19 protein-coding genes are annotated in these 17634 nt (G+C 63.3%); 9 read left to right on the forward strand and 10 right to left on the reverse strand.

What is annotated here, in order from left to right:
* Positions 1-531 carry a (2Fe-2S)-binding protein gene (locus DSD28_RS19200; protein ID WP_119258048.1) on the reverse strand — a complete coding sequence of 177 codons (531 nt, stop codon included), beginning with the start codon at positions 529-531 and terminating at the stop codon, positions 1-3.
* Positions 532-845: 314 nt separating this feature from the next.
* Here DSD28_RS19200 and DSD28_RS19205 point away from each other — a divergent pair, with 314 nt between their 5' ends.
* Positions 846-1757: a LysR family transcriptional regulator gene (locus DSD28_RS19205; RefSeq protein ID WP_119258049.1), complete on the forward strand. Its 912-nt coding sequence runs from the start codon at positions 846-848 to the stop codon at positions 1755-1757.
* A 38-nt stretch (positions 1758-1795) separates the two neighbouring features.
* Here DSD28_RS19205 and DSD28_RS26000 read toward each other — a convergent pair whose 3' ends face one another.
* The 3 genes from DSD28_RS26000 to DSD28_RS19215 all read right to left on the reverse strand — a co-directional run bounded on the left by DSD28_RS26000 (position 1796) and on the right by DSD28_RS19215 (position 3151).
* Positions 1796-2077, reverse strand: a complete 282-nt coding sequence (locus DSD28_RS26000) for a hypothetical protein (RefSeq protein WP_162911468.1) — start codon at positions 2075-2077, stop codon at positions 1796-1798.
* Positions 2078-2192: 115 nt separating this feature from the next.
* Complete coding sequence (locus DSD28_RS19210; RefSeq protein ID WP_119258050.1) at positions 2193-2672, reverse strand: DoxX family protein; 480 nt, start codon at positions 2670-2672, stop codon at positions 2193-2195.
* A 35-nt stretch (positions 2673-2707) separates the two neighbouring features.
* Positions 2708-3151 carry a CBS domain-containing protein gene (locus DSD28_RS19215; RefSeq protein WP_119258051.1) on the reverse strand — a complete coding sequence of 148 codons (444 nt, stop codon included), beginning with the start codon at positions 3149-3151 and terminating at the stop codon, positions 2708-2710.
* A gap of 559 nt (positions 3152-3710) precedes the next feature.
* Here DSD28_RS19215 and DSD28_RS19220 point away from each other — a divergent pair.
* Positions 3711-4469, forward strand: a complete 759-nt coding sequence (locus DSD28_RS19220) for a sulfite exporter TauE/SafE family protein (RefSeq protein ID WP_119258052.1) — start codon at positions 3711-3713, stop codon at positions 4467-4469.
* A gap of 70 nt (positions 4470-4539) precedes the next feature.
* Here the strand turns inward: DSD28_RS19220 and DSD28_RS19225 are convergent, their stop codons facing one another.
* Positions 4540-5448, reverse strand: a complete 909-nt coding sequence (locus DSD28_RS19225; RefSeq protein ID WP_119258053.1) for a LysR family transcriptional regulator — start codon at positions 5446-5448, stop codon at positions 4540-4542.
* A 109-nt stretch (positions 5449-5557) separates the two neighbouring features.
* On the opposite strand from DSD28_RS19225, the gene DSD28_RS26400 reads away from it, so the two are divergent.
* The 6 genes from DSD28_RS26400 (at position 5558) to DSD28_RS19250 (ending at position 10085) form a co-directional block, all read left to right on the forward strand.
* A complete protein-coding gene (locus tag DSD28_RS26400; protein ID WP_281048107.1) occupies positions 5558-5683 on the forward strand; it encodes a hypothetical protein in 126 nt (41 codons plus the stop codon).
* Between the two features lie 68 nt (positions 5684-5751).
* On the forward strand, positions 5752-6342 hold the full coding sequence (locus tag DSD28_RS19230) for an NADPH-dependent FMN reductase (protein ID WP_119258218.1): 591 nt from the start codon (positions 5752-5754) through the stop codon (positions 6340-6342).
* Positions 6343-6417: 75 nt separating this feature from the next.
* The gene (locus DSD28_RS19235; RefSeq protein ID WP_119258054.1) at positions 6418-7266 is read left to right on the forward strand and encodes a pirin family protein; all 849 of its coding nucleotides are present in this window, start codon (positions 6418-6420) and stop codon (positions 7264-7266) included.
* A 31-nt stretch (positions 7267-7297) separates the two neighbouring features.
* On the forward strand, positions 7298-7702 hold the full coding sequence (locus DSD28_RS19240) for a nuclear transport factor 2 family protein (protein ID WP_119258055.1): 405 nt from the start codon (positions 7298-7300) through the stop codon (positions 7700-7702).
* A gap of 29 nt (positions 7703-7731) precedes the next feature.
* Complete coding sequence (locus DSD28_RS19245) at positions 7732-8871, forward strand: patatin-like phospholipase family protein (protein ID WP_119258056.1); 1140 nt, start codon at positions 7732-7734, stop codon at positions 8869-8871.
* A gap of 383 nt (positions 8872-9254) precedes the next feature.
* On the forward strand, positions 9255-10085 hold the full coding sequence (locus DSD28_RS19250; RefSeq protein WP_119258057.1) for a transglutaminase-like cysteine peptidase: 831 nt from the start codon (positions 9255-9257) through the stop codon (positions 10083-10085).
* A gap of 21 nt (positions 10086-10106) precedes the next feature.
* Here the strand turns inward: DSD28_RS19250 and DSD28_RS19255 are convergent, their stop codons facing one another.
* From DSD28_RS19255 to DSD28_RS19275, 5 genes are all read right to left on the reverse strand, one after another.
* A complete protein-coding gene (locus DSD28_RS19255) occupies positions 10107-10724 on the reverse strand; it encodes a ribbon-helix-helix domain-containing protein (protein WP_119258058.1) in 618 nt (205 codons plus the stop codon).
* 2 nt (positions 10725-10726) lie between these two features.
* On the reverse strand, positions 10727-12007 hold the full coding sequence (locus tag DSD28_RS19260) for an HlyD family type I secretion periplasmic adaptor subunit (RefSeq protein ID WP_119258059.1): 1281 nt from the start codon (positions 12005-12007) through the stop codon (positions 10727-10729).
* Positions 12004-14166, reverse strand: coding sequence for a type I secretion system permease/ATPase (locus DSD28_RS19265; RefSeq protein ID WP_245424888.1), 2163 nt, complete (start codon positions 14164-14166; stop codon positions 12004-12006). Before DSD28_RS19265 ends, DSD28_RS19260 begins: the two co-directional genes overlap by 4 nt.
* Before the next feature lie 117 nt (positions 14167-14283).
* Positions 14284-15717, reverse strand: coding sequence for a TolC family outer membrane protein (locus DSD28_RS19270; protein WP_119258061.1), 1434 nt, complete (start codon positions 15715-15717; stop codon positions 14284-14286).
* A 177-nt stretch (positions 15718-15894) separates the two neighbouring features.
* Positions 15895-16527, reverse strand: coding sequence for a L,D-transpeptidase (locus DSD28_RS19275; protein WP_119258062.1), 633 nt, complete (start codon positions 16525-16527; stop codon positions 15895-15897).
* A 136-nt stretch (positions 16528-16663) separates the two neighbouring features.
* Between DSD28_RS19275 and DSD28_RS19280 the strand changes: the two genes are divergently transcribed.
* Complete coding sequence (locus tag DSD28_RS19280) at positions 16664-17440, forward strand: GGDEF domain-containing protein (RefSeq protein WP_162911470.1); 777 nt, start codon at positions 16664-16666, stop codon at positions 17438-17440.
* Positions 17441-17634 lie beyond the last annotated feature (194 nt).

Below are 17634 nucleotides of genomic sequence, written 5' to 3' on the forward strand. Positions count from 1 at the left end.
CTAGTCATGGCGTGCTCCCTCGGACATGAGCTGAGCGGCACGATGCACCCCGTCCAGAATTGCAGCATAGCTGGCGCAGCGGCAGAGGTGGGGTGACGGGCCGGACTCCGTCAGGGCCGCCTTGATCTCCGCATCGGTTGGCTTCGGGTTTTGATCAAGCAACTCCGTGACTTTGATCATCATGCCGAACTGACAGATCCCGCACTGCGGCACCTGCTCTTCAATCCAGGCTTCTTGAACCGGGTGCAATGTCCGGGCCGCCTGGTCGGAGGAGAGGTTACGCTGCTTCGCCCAACGGGCCGCCAAACCTTCTACGGTCGTGACTTCCCTGTCTGCGACCGCATCGACAGGCGTTACGCATGAACGGATCTCCTCGCCATCCAACAGCACCGAGCACGCACCGCATTGCGCCAGCCCGCAGCCGAACTTGGGCGACATCACATTCAGTTCGTTACGCAGAACGTACAAAAGGGGCGTGTCGGGCGGTGATTGAACCGTCCGCATCTCACCATTGACCATGATACGGATCACCGCTTCCTCCACGTCGATATGAAATTTACATCGCTTCCCACCGTTCGACCGATCGCCGGTGCCGCCCGGATGACGAAGGAAGATCCATCCCGGTAAAACGGTGTCGCCTCGCGCTATGCGCGCACACCCGGGTTATTCCCGCCCTCGGCGCGAATTGCCGCAATGCGGGATGGTTTCCTTAGTCTGCTGGACTGCTAGCCCGGAACTCGCCGGCCTGTCGGCGTACCGTTCGAAATGCTTCCGATCAAAGTTACGGCTTCTATATTTATAAAAAAAGCCATACAAAATTGAATATTCTATTCAGGAGAATTGAAATGCGGTCACCCGGAATTCCAAGCCTGGACCAGCTTCTGGTCCTGTTGGCCGTGGTCGAGGCTGGAAGTTTGACTGGCGCGGCAAAGCATCTTCAGCGGGCTACCTCGGCTATCAGCTACGCTGTCGATACGCTGGAGAAGCAACTGGGTATTTCCCTATTTGACCGCGGAACGACGCGAAGGCCGAGACTTACGCGGGAAGGAGAGGCCGTCGTTGCCGAGGCCAAAGCCGTTATACACCGGGTCGATACCTTGCGCTCCCGTGTGCGGGGCCTCCTCGACGGCCTCGAATCCGAGGTATTGCTCGTGGTCGACTGCATGTATCCGAGCGATCAGTTGCTGGCGGTGCTGCACGACTTCCATGCGGCATTCCCAACCGTCCCTCTGCGGCTCTCGGTGCAAGCACCCGACGGTGTCGAACGGGTCGTCCGCAACGGCGATCCGTGGATTGGCGTTGGAGGCGTGCTCCATATCGACATGACCGGCCTGAAGCGGGTTCAGATCGGCGCAGTGCAGATTATTCCCGTCGCCGCTCCGGATCACCCCCTGGCGCTGGCTGACAACAAGTCGCCTTCCTCCGCTTCGGACCATGTTCAGCTTGTTCTTTCCGATCAGCCCACACCCGGACCACGTGACGTCGGCGTTGTCAGCCTGACGAATTGGCGCGTTGGTGACATGACATTGAAGCATAAGCTTCTCGTCGCCGGACTGGGCTGGGGCGGAATGCCGGAGCCGGCCGTTCGCGCCGATCTGCAGGCGGGAAGGTTGGTGCGACTGGACCTGCACGATTGGCGCGGCGGAGCCTACGAGATGCAGGTGGCGTACAAGACCGAAACGCCGCCTGGTCCTGCCGGCCGGTGGCTGATCGAGCGTCTGGTGCTTTCGTCGCCGGCGTACGACAGTCGATCTTAGCGCAATCCGGCCAAGGTCAGAGACACAGCACGACTGCGTCAATGCTCGATCCGTTCAGCCGCGGGGAGGGTGCGAGGATAATGCCCTGCGAGCGAAAGCGCGGCAATGCCTGCCCGAGCGAAAGCCTCTAGGTATGAATCATCGCTATGACGTGAATAGGCACCCACATTGGTTTCGATCCAGCGCCCTTCGTCTCCCGACCACATCACGATAGGGAAGTCATGCACCGGGTCTGCACCTGCCATCTGCCGAATGATCTCGCGAGTTGCGATGGGCGTTGCCGCCGGCGTCAAAGATACTGCGGTAGAAGAGATTTCCATGGTGGATTCCTCCTGATTAGCGCATGGAATGGCCGTACGGGTCGATCAATCCGCGTGGGTGAGGTCCTCACCCACGCCAGGACTGGATCGCGTGACGGTAAGAGAGATGATCGGTTCACTCTGTCTTGATCTTGACTGCCGCGCGCTCCGCCCAGCGGCCATGGAAAACGACGGAACTGCGAGTGGCCAAGGTGAGGGCGATGAGACCGCCAGCGAGACCAACGTTCTTCAAAAGTGCAATCGGGTCGCCCAAATGGGACACCAAGCCCGTTGCGATGCACCACAAGGCGAAAAGCGTGGCGACAATTCCGGTCCGGTACCCGGCCAGCAAGGCGGCCCCGCCGGCAATCTCGCCCGCGCCGATGAGATAGACCATCAAATGCGGGGCCGGCAGACCCAGTTGTGCGAAAAATCCTGCCGTCTGCGCGGCAAATATGAATTTCATGGCGCCGCTGACCAGAAACAGAAGTGACATCAGCGTACGCGACAAGAGTAACGGGATGTTTTGCATGATACGAATTCCTTCTTGCTTGAAGTGAGTTACCTTCCGCAGTTCCTTCGAACACTCTGAGGCGAGATGCAGGTCTTCCGACATGCGATCTTGCCCGAGTGGTGCGGAATTGCGGCAGTCTAAGCGGCGGCCAGGTGCGATAGCGCCATGTCCCTCAGGACGGCATTTTCCATGTTCGTCTCATCGAGGCGCGCGGCCACGATGTCGCCGATTGAAAGCACGCCCACGAGATTCCGGCCGTCGACGACGGGGACATGACGCATCCGCGACAGGGTCATCATCGTCATGACATTGTGGATCTTCTCGTCAGGCCGCACCTGGGGAAGATCCGTGATCATGATGTCCCGGCTGAAGAGCTGCATCGCTGCCGATCCATGCTTGTTCAGCGCGGCGACGATTTCGCGCTCGGAAATGATCCCGGCGACGCTCCCGTCGATCCGGACAATGACGACGGCGCCGATATTTTCAGCGCGCATCAGGTTGACGATTTCGCTGACCGGGGTCGTGGGAGGACGGCTGATGATCCGCCCGGCCTTGCGGCGAAGTATCTGGTCCAGGGACATTGCTGCTACTCCTTCGTTTTCTTGGGTTTCAAGTTCTGTTGAAGGATGTACGCCATTTCCTATTACTTGATTAGATGGGGAAGATGGATGTCACTTGCTCATAAATGGAAAGATCGGGTTTCGAAGATGTAGCTGGACGAGACCGGCCTCTTCATCGCGTTGACGCGATATGGAGGCTTTTTCGAAGCGGGCGACGGCACGGCATTTCTCCCGACATGGCCAGCAGGCGTATCGAACCGGCATCAGGCGTCCGGCCATGCAATGATCGACACGCCGTCCGACGCTGACCGGTGCGGGACACGATCTGCTCGACCGCTGCGCGAGTGCCGTGGAGACGATCTGGTAGGCCAATCGGGCATCCGCTTTCGCATCGACGGAGATCCCGCGCCGATCGCCTGACCGCGATCCGGTTTGCCGGCAATGCGAGCGCGCGACCGCTTTCCTATCTTGTTGCCAATACAATGTATCGATTGCAGCCGAATACCGGCCGGATCAATTTGCCCCATCGATCATCGAAGCGTCTCGGCGCTTGCGGAACACAGACGGCGGAGACACCGGCATGGAATTGACGTTTGCGACGGTCCTCGTCGCCTTTGCCGGCGTATTCCTGATCAGCTTCATGCGTGGCGCCTTTGGCGGCGGCTTTGCCATCGTCGGCATTCCGCTGCTGTCGACCGTGATGGACCCGGTCGTCGCCGGCGGCCTGCTGGCGCCCCTTTTCATCGCGATGGATCTCTATGCCTTGCGCTACTGGAAGCCTTCGACCTGGTCGAAACCGGATCTCGTGCTGCTCGTGCCCGCGCTGGTGATCGGCATCGGGGTCGGCTATCTGGTGTTCCGCGTCCTCGATCACCGGGCCATCGCGATCCTGATGGCCGCGATCACGCTCGCCTTCGTCTGTCTCTGGCTCCTTCGCGGGGCCGAAGTGACGCATCGCCCCCGTTCCACGCCAAAGGCGGTCGCGGCCGGCTTCACCTCCGGCATCACGACCATGGTGGCGCATTCTGGCGGCCCGCCGCTTGCGATGTATCTGCTGCCGCTCGGCCTCGGCAAGGAACTCTATGCAGGAACCACCAGCCTGTTCTTCACCGTCGGCAATGCGACCAAGCTGGTCCCGTGGCTGCTGCTGGCGCAGCCGGCGACCGAGACCTGGAAACTGATGGGGATTTGCCTGTTCGCGATCCCGTTCGGCGTGTGGTCGGGCTGGCGCCTCCATGGCGTGCTGGACCAGCGCCAGGTTTATCGCGCCTGTTACGGGTTGCTGGTCGTGACGGCGCTGAAACTGTTGTGGGACGGTATGTCCGGCTGCCTGGTGTGATACTGTCTAAGGTCTGCAACGGCATCCACGGGTAGCCGCCAGCCTGACCGGCGACGGTCGTGAGCCGGGCTCATGGGCCATGCAGGGCAAACGCCTGTTCGAACTTGCGCATGACGGAGGTGACGAAGGCCTTCACGGCGGGGGAGACCTGCCGGTGACTGGGATAGACGACACACAGGCTCTGATTGCCGCGGCTGTATTGCGGCAGGACGGGCACCAGCGCGCCGCGGGCGATATCGGCCACCGTGACCACGCTCGGCAGCAGCGCGATGCCGAGGCCGGCGAGGGCTGCCTGATGCAGCGCCCGCGTATTGCCGGCCGCGAAGGGGCCGGCGACTTCGACCTGTTCCTCGACGCCGTCCGAACCTTGCAGGCGCCATAGGGCGCGGCTCGACGGGTGCGGCATCGTCAGGCAGCGGTGCCGCGTCAATTCCGCCAGCGTCCGGGGTATGCCGTGCTTGCCGACATAGTCGGGGCTTGCGAACAGCGCGATGGGCGGAACCGGCATCCGGTGGGCGATGTAGCCCGTTTCGCTGTCGGCACCACCCCGGAAGGCCACATCGATGCGATCGGCGATCAGGTCGACCATCGCGTCGTCGAGCAGGAATTCCAGCCGGACCTGCGGATATTCCTCGAGGAAGGCCGCGGCGGCCGCGGGCGTGTAGAAGTCGAGAAAGTTCGCGGTCGAGGCCACACGGACAAGGCCGCTCGGTACCTTCCGCCCGGCGGTCAGGTCCTGGCTGGCCTGCTGCAGGCTGTCCACGGCTTCGGTACAACGATCGTAAAATCCCTGGCCGGCGTCGGTCAGCGTCAGCTTGCGGGTCGAACGCTGCATCAGGCGCGACCCGAGCTGGTCCTCGAGCCCCTGAATGCGCCGGCTGACGGTATTGGGCGGCATGCCGAGTCGCCGGCCGGCCTCCGAGAAGCTGCCGTAGCGCACGACCTGCACGAACAGCGCGATATCGTTGAAATCGAACATGGCAGGATATTACTTCAATTTCTGGCTAGATTAAATCCAATCATTCCGTCTAATCGATGGATCGGATCGGCGCTATCTCTTTCTGGCAACCAGCTGAAGGGATTGTGCCATGACCAGTATGTTTCTCCTTCTCGCCACCTTGTCGCTCGGTGCGTTCGCGCTCGTCCAGCCCCTTCCGAAGCGGGCCGGTCTGGCCGTGGCAATCAGATTGCCGGTCTCGAACGACAACAGTTGAGCAGCCCCGCACCGGTGGCCCGGCAACGGGTCGCCTGCATCCACGTCCAAAACAAATTGGAGTTCTCCATGAGCCCGCATTCAACGCCCCGCATCGGCATCATCATCGGCTCCACCCGGGAAGGGCGCTTCGGTGACAAGCCGGCCCGGTGGATCAGCGGCATCGCCGCCAAGCGCACCGACATGCAATTCGAACTGATCGACCTCAGGGACTATCCGCTGCCGTTCTTCGAGGAACAGATGTCTCCCGTCTATGCGCCGCCGCAACACCCGGTCGCGCAGCGCTGGGCCGCCAGGCTGGCGACCCTGGACGGCTTCATCGTGGTGACGCCGGAATACAACCATAGCGCCAGCGCCGTGCTGAAGAACGCACTCGACTATGCCTACAAGGAGTTCAACCGCAAACCGATCGCCTTCGTCGGTTATGGCGGTGTGGGCGCGGCGCGCTCGGTCGAGCACCTGCGGATGGTCGCGGTCGAGCTCCAGATGGCCCCGATCCGCTTCGCCGTCCATATCGGCATGATCGAGTTTCTCGGCGTCTGGCAACAGGGCAAGAGCTTCGACGACTTCCCGCATCTCGGCCAGGCGGCCACGGCCATGTTCGAGGATATGGCCTGGTGGACGCAGGCGCTGAAGGCAGCGCGGGAAACGCAGGACTGACGTGACCGCTGCGCTGCGCGACTGTTTCGCCGCGCAGCACAATCGACCTCCCTCATATCCGGAAAGGAAAACACGATGCCTCGCAATCAATCTACCGCCTATGCCGTCCCGGCTCCGGCCGCCCGGAAAATCTTCAGCCGGACCGGCGGCACGCCGCGCGGCCCCATCACCCGCCTGATGAGCCCGTCCGACCTCGGCCAGTATCTCAAGCCGTTCGTCTTCCTCGACATGGTCGACGCGCCGTCCTCGATCACGGCCAGCGACAATCTCCATCCGCATTCCGGTATCGCCACGGTGACGGTGTTGACGGAAGGCAATCTCCGCTTCGACATGGGCAAATGGGGCGCCGGACGGCTCGACCATGGCGGCGTCGAATGGATGCGCGCCGGCAGCGGTATCTGGCATGGCGGCGAATACCGTCCCGATACTGCACCCCACTTCAAGGGCTTCCAGCTCTGGGTGGCCTTGCCCGCCGCGCTCGAAGCCAGCGAACCGGAATGGCAGTTCATCGAATCGAAAGACATGCCCGCGGTCGGCTCGGCGCGCCTGATCGTCGGCAGCTACCAGGGCAAGATGAGCCCCGTGCGCGCCTTCGACGGCCTCAACTACCTGCTGGTGACGCTCGCGCCCGGCGAGGCCTGGACCTACGAGACGCCCGCAGGCCACGATGTCGGCTGGCTCAGCCTGTCGCATGGCAGCCTGCTGGGCGACGGCCGCTACGACGCCGGCGAGCTGCTCGCCTTCGACCGAAGCGATGCCGCGATCCCGCTGCTCGCCGGCCCGGAAGGCGCGACCTTCGTGCTCGGTTCGGCCGTGCCGCATCCGCACGACCTCGTCCTCGGCTATTATTCGATCCATACTTCCGAAGAGGCGCTGAAGGCCGGAGAGGCGCGCATCGCCGAAGTGCGCCACCTCTACATGTAAGCACCGATTGCCATAAAGGGAGACAATCATCATGCCAGCCCCCACGCCCCTCGATATCGTCAACGCCTTCTCCCTGCGCACCGTCACGGCCGCGGATACCGCGGAAATCGCCGAACTGGTCAGCGACGATGTCGACTGGTTCGTCGTCGGCGATCGGGCGGTCGTGCCCTGGGCCGGCCGCTGGACCGGCAAGGCGGGGGTCGCGCAATTCTACGCGACCTTGCGGGCCGAAACCGTTTCCGAGCGTTTTGACGTGACGACGGTGCTCGCCCAGGGAAACCGCGTCGCCGTGATCGGCGAACTGGCGACGCGCGTAAAACGCACCGGCAAGCGCATCGAATGCGAATTCGTATTCGATTTCGTCGTGGAGAACGGCCTCATCACCCGTTTCCGCCCCTTCGAAGACAGCCTCGCCGTCGCGCTGGCCTGCCTATGACACGATGTCGTGACGATGGAAAACAACCCATGACAGCCTTTCGTTTTCGCCATGTGTCGTGGGTTGCATCGTTCCTCACGACCTACCGGCCGCGGCCGCGTCTGCCCTATTCGGCCATGCACGCGGCGCGGCCGAGCATTCTCGATCTGTCGGGACTTCGGTACTTCGCAGACGACCCCGGGGACAGTTTCAGGAAGTTTCAGCCTCCGGTCGCCGTCAACGGCGAGATCGCCTATCTCGCGCTTTCGGGCGGAGGCGCGGATGGCGCCTTCGGTGCCGGGGCGCTTGCCGGCCTGTCCGATGCCGGTTCGCGTCCCACATTCTCGGTCATATCCGGTGTCAGCACCGGGGCGCTGATCGCCCCTTTCGCGTTTCTCGGGTCCCGCTACGATCCGACGCTTGCCGAACTCTATACAAGCGGCATCGCCGCCAGCCTGGTCGATGGGGCCGCCCCGCTCAGCATCCTCGCCACCTCGGGCCCGCTCGCCAACAACCGGTTGCGGGCACTGATCGACCGCTATGTGGACGAGGCGCTGCTCTCGGCCATCGCCGCCGAAAGCGCCGGCGGGCGCATCCTGCTCGTCATCACGACCAATCTCGATACCCAGAGGGCAAGCGTCTGGAATCTCGGCAAGATCGCGGAGATCGGCACGCCGGAGGCGCTCGCCCTGTTTCGGCAGGTTCTCACGGCCTCGGCCAGCGTGCCGATCATATATCCGCCGGTCCTCATCGAGGCAGAGGCGGACGGTCACCGTTTCGAGGAAATGCATGTCGACGGCAGCGTGACGTTTCCGATCCACACCCTGCCCGAGACCTTCCTCTTCAGGGGGCGGAACCTGCCCGGGCCGAAGCTCAACCTCTACGTTCTCATCAACAACAAGCTCCGCCACGATTTCCGCATCGTCCCGGTGGAAGCGCGCAAGATCGCGGCGCGCAGCGCCAGCACGCTGGTCAAGATGCAGACGCGCGCCATGATCTTCGAAACCTACAATTTCACGCGCCGGAACGGCTCGGGCTTCAACCTCGCCTATATGGACGACGACATCTCGACCGAGGGCGCGGACGATTTCGACACGGACTACATGCGGTCTCTCTTCGACCATGGCTATGCGCGGTCGGGGTCGGGAGACCTCTGGAATACGGAACTGCCGCCGGAAGCGGCGTTCTGATCTGGTGACCTCCTTCGTCGTCGAGGAAGGCGGCAGGGTGTTCGAGGGCATTCACGCTGTCAGGGAAGCATAGTGCTACGCATCGCAACGCGAACGAATTCGTTGACGATCGCGTCCAAGTCTCTGTGTCCTCAGGCCCCGCAACCAGCCTTGTCGAATAAAACCCGTTGCTTGCGCAGCGGGTTTTTGTTGCCCACGCCAGACCCCAGCCGAACACAGCCTCGATATCGGCGCTGTGCCTTCTATGGTTAGCATAACGTTACCTTGCATTTTCCAAATTGAATTAAGTTGCATTTCGAAATACATCGCGCGTTCACCGTGTATTTTAGCGGGATATACAATTCGGCCGGATAGATTTGCCCTCAACCTTGGAGGGTTATCCGATGGCAAGAAGACAGGCATCCCCGGCAGGACGGCATTATCTGACAGTGATGAGTGGCATCCTGTTGGGCGGGTTCCTGTTTGCGAATGGCATCACGAATGGTGAGGCGGATGCGGACCGGGCATTCCGGCAGGGGCCGGCCGTCATCGCGGCAGATGATCTCGGTCTTGACATGACGATGACCGGCACTGTGTCCTCGGGCCTTTTCGGCTCGGTGGCCTTTCCCTTCAAGCCCGGCGCCCTGGTGCGCTGGAAGGAGATCGAAGCCGCCGCGGCTGGCCTTTCGCCGGAGGATTGCGGCGAGCAGGCGACGTGCCGGACCCGCCTGAAGATGCTGCGCGAAACGATCGACGCCGCGGCCGATCAGCCGCTTCTGCGCAAGATCGAGGCGCTCAATGTCTCTGTCAACCGGCTTGTCCGCTATACCAAGGACGTCGATGCGCACGGCGAACTCGACTATTGGGCGACGCCGGCCGAAATCCTCGCTCTGGGCAAGGGTGACTGCGAGGACTATGCGATCCTCAAGCTTGCCGCCTTGCGCCAGGCGGGCATCGAGGCCGAAAGCATGACGCTGGTCGTCCTGCGGGAAACGCGGCGCAACTTCTACCACGCCGTCCTGACGGTCGCGATCGACGGCAAGAACTACGTGCTCGACAACATGCGCGACGTGGTTCTGACGGATCGGCAACTGCCGGACTATCAGGCGCTCTATTCGCTCGGAACCGAGCGTGCCTATGTCCATGGCTACAAGCGCGGCTCGGAATTCGCCATGCAGAAACGCCCTGCCTCGCTCGACGCGGTGCAGCCGGGCGAAGGTATTCCGGCGTTTTGACGATGAAAGGCTGCCGCCCGGTCAGGGCAGCACGTAGCAGAGCATGATGCTCTGCCCTGCGGCCGGCGCCAGCAGGGCGTTGAGTACACCGCGCAGACGACGCCCCCCGAGCCCGACGGTAAAGCCCGCTTCAAGCGGCCGATTGCCATTCGCCTTCAGATTGGCGGCGAGGACGGCAAGCTGCACGTCGAGCGCAAGGCGAAGATCGCGGTTGACCGGTTCCGTTTCCCCGTGGGAAAAACGGGCCTGTATATAGTTCAGGAAAGACTGGTTATAGGCGATGAGCCGCTTGTCCAGCCCGAGGGCGAATGCCGGGGCGGGCGACGCGCGCACCAGATTGCCGATGCCGGACGGATCGGTGACTTCCCGCTCGGCAGCGAGCATATCGAGCGCCGAGCGCAGGCAGTAGACCCGCAGGAACGCCGTCGTGTTGGCCTCTTCGGGCGCCTCCGCGAGGATGGCGCCGACCAGCGCGCCGATCTTCTTCTGCCTGAGCTCCGCGATTTCCCGCAGTACCCGCCAATAGATCGCCTCCAGGCGAATGCCGCGACGAATACCGCCGTCCTCCACGACGCGGAAGACAAGCTCGCTATCCCGTGTCTGCGGGCGGTCATCCACCTTGTCGGAAGGTTGCGCCATGATTACCGTTCCTGCATGGCCTCGGTACGCGCCTTGTTGATGGGCTTCAGCAGATATTGCAGGATGGTCTTGCGGCCCGTCATGATGTCCACGGAGGCGACCATGCCGGGAATGATCGCATGGGACTTGCCGTTGCGGACGATCTCGGATTTGTCCGTCTTCACCTGCGCCAGATAGTAGGTTTCGTTGGACTTCTCGTCGAACATGGAGTCGGCGGAAACGTTGGACACCTCGCCGTGCAGGCCGCCATAGATGGAGAAGTCGAAAGCGGTGATCTTCACCAGCGCCGGCTGGCCGGCCCGGATGAAGGCGATGTCGTTGGGCGATATGTGAGCTTCCACGAGCAGCGTGTCCGACGTGGGCACGACCTCGGCGACGATCGTGCCGGGCTGCACATACCCGCCGATGGTGGTGATCTCCAGCCGGTTGACCACGCCGTCCACCGGCGAGCGCAGGTCCGTACGCTGCACCCGGTCCGATGCGCCGCGTACCGTTTCTGTCACGACGGAAAGATCGGCAAGGGCCTTTGTCTTTTCCGCCAGCGCCTCCTGCTGGAAGGCGAGCATGATCTCGTCCACCTGGAGCGAGGCTTCCTTGATGGCGGCGCGGATGCGCTCGAGCGATTCCTTGAGCAGCTTGAGCTGGCCGGTCGAGTCGGTCAGTTCCTTCTGCACGCGCAGGAGATCGGTCTGGGGCGCCAGCTTGCGCTTGACCAGCGGCTCCAGAAGATCGGCTTCCTTGTCGGAGACCGCGATGTTCTTCTCGAGGCGGTCGATATTCACCAGCGCCTCGTCAAGCTCCTTGCGCCGCTGCAGATGGCGCTCCTGCAGGACCGAGAGCTTGTTCTGGAAGGCATCGCGCCTGGCCTTCAGGAGCTGGGCCTCGTTGGCGCAGATTTCCGGGCTCGATTTGGCGACCTCCGGCGGGCAGGTCATCGGCGAGAGCATGTCGCCGGCCTGCTCCATCTCGAGGCGGGCGATCTGCACGCGCAAGGCCCGGGCGCGCGCTTCGAGTTCGCCGAGCGTCGAGGTCGTGGCCGTATCGTCGAGCCGGACGATGAGATCGCCCTTCTTGACGATCTGGCCGAGCTTCACGGCGATTTCCTGCACCACGCTTGCTTCCGTCGCCTGGATGAGCTGCGTGCGGGAGACCGGAACGACCTTGCCCTGTCCGCGGGCGATCTCGTCCACTTCGGTGATCGCCGCCCAGACGACGAAGAATACGATCAGGAGGCCAACGGAGACGAGGCTCATCCGCGCCCAGAAAGGAGGGGAATCCGTCATGAAGGCCGTCCCGCTTTCTTCTGCAGCTCCTCGATGACCGCGCCCTTCGGCCCGTCGGCGATGACGCGGCCGGCCTCGAGGACGATCAGCCGGTCGACCAGCTCGAGCATGCTGTAGCGATGGGTGGAGATGACGATGGTCGTTTCCGGACCGAAGGCGGTGGACAGGTTGGTGATCAGCCGGCGCTCAGAGGCAAGGTCCATCGCGCCCGAAGGCTCGTCGAGGAAGATGATCTTCGGCTGGGCGAGCAGCAGGCGGGCGATGGCCACCGCTTGCCGCTGGCCGCCGGAGAGATTGCCGCCGCGCTCGCCGACCGGCATGTCGTAGCCGCGGGGATGGCGGGAGACGAACTCATCGACGCCCGTGCGGCGCGCGACCTCGATGATATCGGCGTCGCTCGCCTCCGGATTGGCCATCAGGAGGTTTTCCTTCACCGAGCCGGAGAACAGGTCCGCCGACTGCGAGGCGACCGCGACCGCCGTGCGCACCACCGCCGGGTGATACTGGCGGATGTCGATCCCGTCGATCATCAGGCTGCCGCCGGTCGGGGGATACAGCGCGCCGAGCAGGCGGCCGATGGTCGTCTTGCCCGAGCCGATGCGGCCGATTACGCCGACGCGCTCGCCCGGCCGGACAGTGAAGGTGAGGCCATTCAGCACCTTCTGGTCGGATCCCGGATAGGAGAATTCCACCTGGTTGAAGGCAAAGCCGCCCTTGGCGATATCGCGGTTCACGAAGCCGGTGGCGCCCGGCAGGTCCTCGGGCATCTCCATGATCGAATTGAGGATACGCAGCGACAGCAGCGCCTGGCGCAGGCGCGCGAGCGTCATGGCGATCTGCCCCATGGGCGCGACGGCCCGGCCGGACAGCATGACCGCCGCGATGATGGCGCCCGACGACATCTTGCCCTGCGAGAACTGGTAGGCCCCGGCGAGGATGATGACCACCGAGACGAGCTGCGAGACGAACTGTGTCCAGTTGGCCGCCGAGGAGGAGAGCTGCTTGATCTCCTCCGAGGTCAGCGCCGCCTTCTTGGAGAGCTCGTGCCATTTGCGCAGCAGGTTGCGCTCCGCCTTCAGCGACTTGACGGTCTCGATGGTCGAGATCGTCTCGACGAGCAGCGATTGCTTCATCGAGGATTCGTTCGTGGCGGCCGCGACCCGCCGGCCGATCCGGTGCTGCGCGATGAGGCCGATCGCCAGCGCCAGGAGGAAGGCGCCGGCCGGAACGATGACGATCCAGCCCGACACCAGATAGATGACGATCAGGAAGACGAAGACGAAGACCGTATCGATGAGCACGCTGATCGTGTTGGAGGTGAAGAATTCGCGGACGAATTCGTATTGCGTGATGCGGCTTGCATATTCGCCGGTCTGCATGGGCCGTGCCGACATGCTGGCGTTGAGCACCTTCTCGAAGAGCAGATAGGAAAGCTTGAGGTCGGCGCGGCGGCCGGCATAGTCGATCAGCGCGGACCGGGCGGTCTTCAGCACGAGGTCGAAGAGGATCGCGCCCGAGACGCCGAGCGCCAGCACCCAGAGCGTCGCCTTGGCGTCGTTCGGCAGGATGCGGTCGTAGACGTTCATCGTGAAGAGCGGCGAGGTGAGCGCCAGCAGATTGATGAACAGGGCGGCGACAGCGACCTGCGCATAGGAGCGCCAGAACGGAACGAGCGCGCTTACCAGCCAGTGCTGGCGCACGATTGTGCCGTCTCTGCCTTCGATGGCGGATTTCATCGTATCCGCGCTGACCGTGCTGAACGCCAGCACTGCCCGGATGCTTTCCCTGGCGGGCAGGTGGCCTTGCAACTGGCTGCGCATGGCCTCGACATAAGACGTATTGCCCGCCCCGTGGATTTCCAGCAGCGAGACTGCGGATCCGTCGTTGAAAAGGATGATGGCGGGCAGGTCGAAATTGCCGGCGGCGAGATCGCGCCAGCCGAAGGCGCGTACATCGAGGCCGACACGGTCGCTCAGACGCTGGACGTCTTCCAGCGACGGCATGGCCTCGTCGAAGGGCACGCCCGAAAAGAGGACGACTTCAGACCCCGGCCGGCCGAGAAAGACGGCGACCCGCTGAAAGGCTGTCCTGAAGGTTTCTCCGCCGATCGAGGCCGGCTCAGGAGCGGGATGTACAATGCCGGCCGTTTCGGCGGCCAGCGTCACGGCCATCGCCCGCGAAAGGACGACGGCGTCGTGCCTGTCGCGAAGAGCGAGATATCGCTCCCGCTCAAGCCAATCGGTCCGCGACAGAGCATGCGTATTGCTTTCCGCTCGTTACTTCATGTTGGCCAGCAGGTCCATCGGCAGGTCGTTCACTTGCCGTGAGGGCATGCGGCGGTAGGTTTCCGTCGGCGCCGTTTCCGGTACATGGAATTCCGCGCGGGCATAGGCATCCGACTGCTTCGCCGGCGTCAGGTTCATGCTGCTGAGCAGCATGCCGCTGGCCGCGAGGATGCGGTATTCGGCAAAACGGGCGGCATAAACGGCCGTGCGCGACAGGACGTTGACGGTATAGCGCGAGTTCTGCGCGCCGAGCACGTCGAGCAGCGAGCGCCGGCCGACCGCGAGCTGCTCGCGATAGGATTCCACGAGGTTGCCGTTGACGCCCGCCTGCTGCTTCAAGGTGGCGGCAAGTTCCGTCTGGCGGATGCGGCGATCCCAGGAGACGCGGACGGCTTCTTCCACTTCGCGGTAGCTCTGGTGCAGCACGAGGCGCTGCTCGCTGGCGCGGCGAATCTGTTCCTGCTCGTTGGCGATGTCGATGCCGCCGCGATAGAGGTTCCATCTCGCCACGACGCGCGCCTGAAGGCTGGTGCTGCGGCCGTCGTTTCCATCGATGTCCATGCCCGTGCGGGCGCGGCCTTCGAGCGAGACCGTCGGGAACATGTCGGAGCGGGCGCCCTTCACCATGGCGTCCGCCGCGTCGATATCGGAGTTGGCGACCTTGATGCGCGCATTGTTGGTGCGGGCAAGGCCGATCGCCTCGTCGAGCGACTTGGGCAGGGCCGCAGCCATGGAGCCCGGCATGGTGGGATTGGAGAACGGCTTGCCGACGAGACGCTGGAAGCGAATCTTCGCCGATTCCAGCTCTTCTTCGGCTTCCTTCTGGCGGGCCTTGGCGGCAAGCAGCCGTTCCTGTGCCTGCTGGCGGTCGGCATCCGTCAACGTGCCGCCGGAGATCAGCGAACTGATGTCGCCGAGCATCTGCTGATGGACGGCCGCGTTGCGGCGCGATTCCTGGACGATCTCGCCCTGGAGCATGATCTCGAGATATTCGCGCACGACCTGCAGCGCGATCGTCTCGGAACGCTCCAGCACACGGAACGAGGCGCTATCCACGCGGGCGGCCTGACGCTCCAGCTCCGCCCGGCGACCGCCGCCGTCAAAGAGCTTCTGCGTGACGGAGAGGCCGACATCGGCGGGGTAGAGCGGATCATCCTCGATGCTGGTGAGGCGTCGGGAATTATTGTCGAGCCTCTCGATGCCGGCACCCGCTTCCAGATCGACACTCGGCAGGTAGAGGCCGCGCGCCTGGCGAAGCTCGAACTCGATGGCTTCCCGGTTTTCCAGCGCCTGACCGATCTCAGGGTTGGATTCCAGCGTAACCGCCATCGCTTCCTTCAGGGTCAGCGCATGCGCATTGACCGGCACAAAGGCCGCCCCTACCAACAGAGCAGCCGAAATGGCGCCTAGAAACGACCTGTGCATTATTGCCCCCGACCCCATATGAACCGCGCCGACGCCCAATCGGCAGCGCAGGTTCACTTCCTTCACTCATTCTTAGGCACGTCGCGAGGCGTGCAGCAATCGGACGATTCGCAAACATCCTTAACAAGCAATATTATATGCAACCATGTGGCGATTCCGCCACATTTTCCCTTGGGCTTACCGGACGACGACGAGGCTTCCGACGCTGACCCTGTCGAAAAGCTCGACGACATCGTCATTGGCCATGCGGATGCAGCCGGAAGAGACGGCCTTGCCCAGGGTCCAGGGCTCATTGGTTCCGTGGATGCGATAGAGCGTATCGCCGAGATAGAGCGCGCGTGCGCCGAGCGGGTTTTCAGGTCCGCCTTCCATCGTTGCCGGCAGAATCCTTCCCTTCCGGGCTTCGCGGCTCACCATTTCCGCCGGGGGCGTCCAGCTCGGCCATTCCGCCTTGCGGCTGATCTTCTGCTTGCCCTTCCACGCGAAGCCCTCGCGGCCGACGCCGATCGCATATTGGCGGGCAGTGCCGTCTCCATTGATATAGAGCAGCCGCCGCTTTCCCGTATCCACGATGATCGTGCCGCGCTTGAATTCGCCGGCATAGGCGACGGTCTGCGCGGGGATCGGGGAGGCGCTCAGCCGTCCCGAAAGCTTGCGGGTATCGATCCGCTTCACGGTCCATGTGCCGGTTCTGGCGTCGAACTGGCGGACCGCCTGCTCGGCAAGGGCCGGGGAGGCGGCGAACAGGGCGGAGAGAATGGAAAACGCCGCGATGCGGCTGCGCGAAACGATGGGCCGAACTACCCGCATGAAAAGGCTCCCGGTAGGTATGACCGATTTATATCGCCTATTGGTAGAATCTGACAGATGTCGGAAACGGCGATTTTACACGCCTGCTTTATAAGCCTCGTCATACCGGAACTCGGCAGACATGAGGACGATGGGCATGCGGGACACCTTTTTCCTTCGCGGGACGACGAGCGGCTGGCTGGCGGGGGGCGGTGCTGCCGCGCTCGGGCTGGGGCTGGCGGCCGCGGCCGTCACGAATGCCGTTTCCTCGACCGTATCGGCAGCGGGCAGCGCCGTGCTTGCCGGCGGGGTGGCGCTCGCCGTATCCCTTCCGCTTCTCTACACCTGCAGCCGCATGGCGAAACGGATCGCCGCCTTGCGCAGGGAGGTCCAGCATCTCGGGCAGCGTGACGGGCTGACGGCCTGTCTCAACGAGCCCACATTCTCGGCGCTCGTCGATACCTATGCGGACCGCCGCGCGGCCCCGGACGGCTCCAGCCGCGGAACCGTCCTGCTCATTCATGTCGATGACCTCCCGATCGTCAACGATCGCTTCGGTTATAGCTGGGGCAACGAAGCTCTCGTCCGGATCGCCGCCGCCATTCGCGGGACCGTCCGGCAGGGCGATATCGTGGGCCGTATCTCCGGCAACCAGTTTGGCGTCTTCCTTCCCGGTGCGGACGAGACGAATGCGAAGGGCGTCGCCGACCGCATCCACGAAAGCGTCACCGGCCTCGATTTCCTGCCCGCCGGCGTCCGTTATCCGCTCTCGATCCGGGCAGGCGCGGTCATCCTCGCCGACCGGGCGAAATTCGACGACCTGCTGAAGGCGGCTGTCGGCACCCTGGAAATGACCAGGGAGCAGGGGGAGGACTGGATCCGCTACACGTCGCTGGGCGGATGGCCACAGGACGGCGCGGCGAGACTCCAGTAACGCCACCCTTGGATGGGAAGCGCGATCCGACGGCGGGAAAGCCTGTCGCCTGTGGACCGCGACAGTCCGTAAGTTAACCAATCGTAAAAAAGGAACCAGGCCGATATAGCCCGATATATGGCACCCGATGCCCCGCTATTGATCGGCCAAAAATTCCGTGGCTTGACTAGCGCAATTGTAGAAGGGGTTCGGCT

The organism is Shinella zoogloeoides (genome assembly GCF_003574625.1).
Lineage (GTDB): Bacteria > Pseudomonadota > Alphaproteobacteria > Rhizobiales > Rhizobiaceae > Shinella > Shinella zoogloeoides_A.

Coding starts and splice junctions, on each gene's coding strand:
- DSD28_RS26000 (WP_162911468.1), bottom strand. CDS start 2,077: ATGGAAATCTCTTCTACCGCAGTATCTTTGACGCCGGCGGCAACGCCC.
- DSD28_RS19215 (WP_119258051.1), bottom strand. CDS start 3,151: ATGTCCCTGGACCAGATACTTCGCCGCAAGGCCGGGCGGATCATCAGC.
- DSD28_RS19275 (WP_119258062.1), bottom strand. CDS start 16,527: ATGCGGGTAGTTCGGCCCATCGTTTCGCGCAGCCGCATCGCGGCGTTT.
- DSD28_RS19210 (WP_119258050.1), bottom strand. CDS start 2,672: ATGTCGGAAGACCTGCATCTCGCCTCAGAGTGTTCGAAGGAACTGCGG.
- DSD28_RS19260 (WP_119258059.1), bottom strand. CDS start 12,007: ATGACGGATTCCCCTCCTTTCTGGGCGCGGATGAGCCTCGTCTCCGTT.
- DSD28_RS19230 (WP_119258218.1), top strand. CDS start 5,752: ATGAGCCCGCATTCAACGCCCCGCATCGGCATCATCATCGGCTCCACC.
- DSD28_RS19250 (WP_119258057.1), top strand. CDS start 9,255: ATGGCAAGAAGACAGGCATCCCCGGCAGGACGGCATTATCTGACAGTG.
- DSD28_RS19225 (WP_119258053.1), bottom strand. CDS start 5,448: ATGTTCGATTTCAACGATATCGCGCTGTTCGTGCAGGTCGTGCGCTAC.
- DSD28_RS19270 (WP_119258061.1), bottom strand. CDS start 15,717: ATGCACAGGTCGTTTCTAGGCGCCATTTCGGCTGCTCTGTTGGTAGGG.
- DSD28_RS19255 (WP_119258058.1), bottom strand. CDS start 10,724: ATGGCGCAACCTTCCGACAAGGTGGATGACCGCCCGCAGACACGGGAT.
- DSD28_RS19235 (WP_119258054.1), top strand. CDS start 6,418: ATGCCTCGCAATCAATCTACCGCCTATGCCGTCCCGGCTCCGGCCGCC.
- DSD28_RS19245 (WP_119258056.1), top strand. CDS start 7,732: ATGACAGCCTTTCGTTTTCGCCATGTGTCGTGGGTTGCATCGTTCCTC.
- DSD28_RS19205 (WP_119258049.1), top strand. CDS start 846: ATGCGGTCACCCGGAATTCCAAGCCTGGACCAGCTTCTGGTCCTGTTG.
- DSD28_RS26400 (WP_281048107.1), top strand. CDS start 5,558: ATGACCAGTATGTTTCTCCTTCTCGCCACCTTGTCGCTCGGTGCGTTC.
- DSD28_RS19220 (WP_119258052.1), top strand. CDS start 3,711: ATGGAATTGACGTTTGCGACGGTCCTCGTCGCCTTTGCCGGCGTATTC.
- DSD28_RS19240 (WP_119258055.1), top strand. CDS start 7,298: ATGCCAGCCCCCACGCCCCTCGATATCGTCAACGCCTTCTCCCTGCGC.
- DSD28_RS19280 (WP_162911470.1), top strand. CDS start 16,664: ATGCGGGACACCTTTTTCCTTCGCGGGACGACGAGCGGCTGGCTGGCG.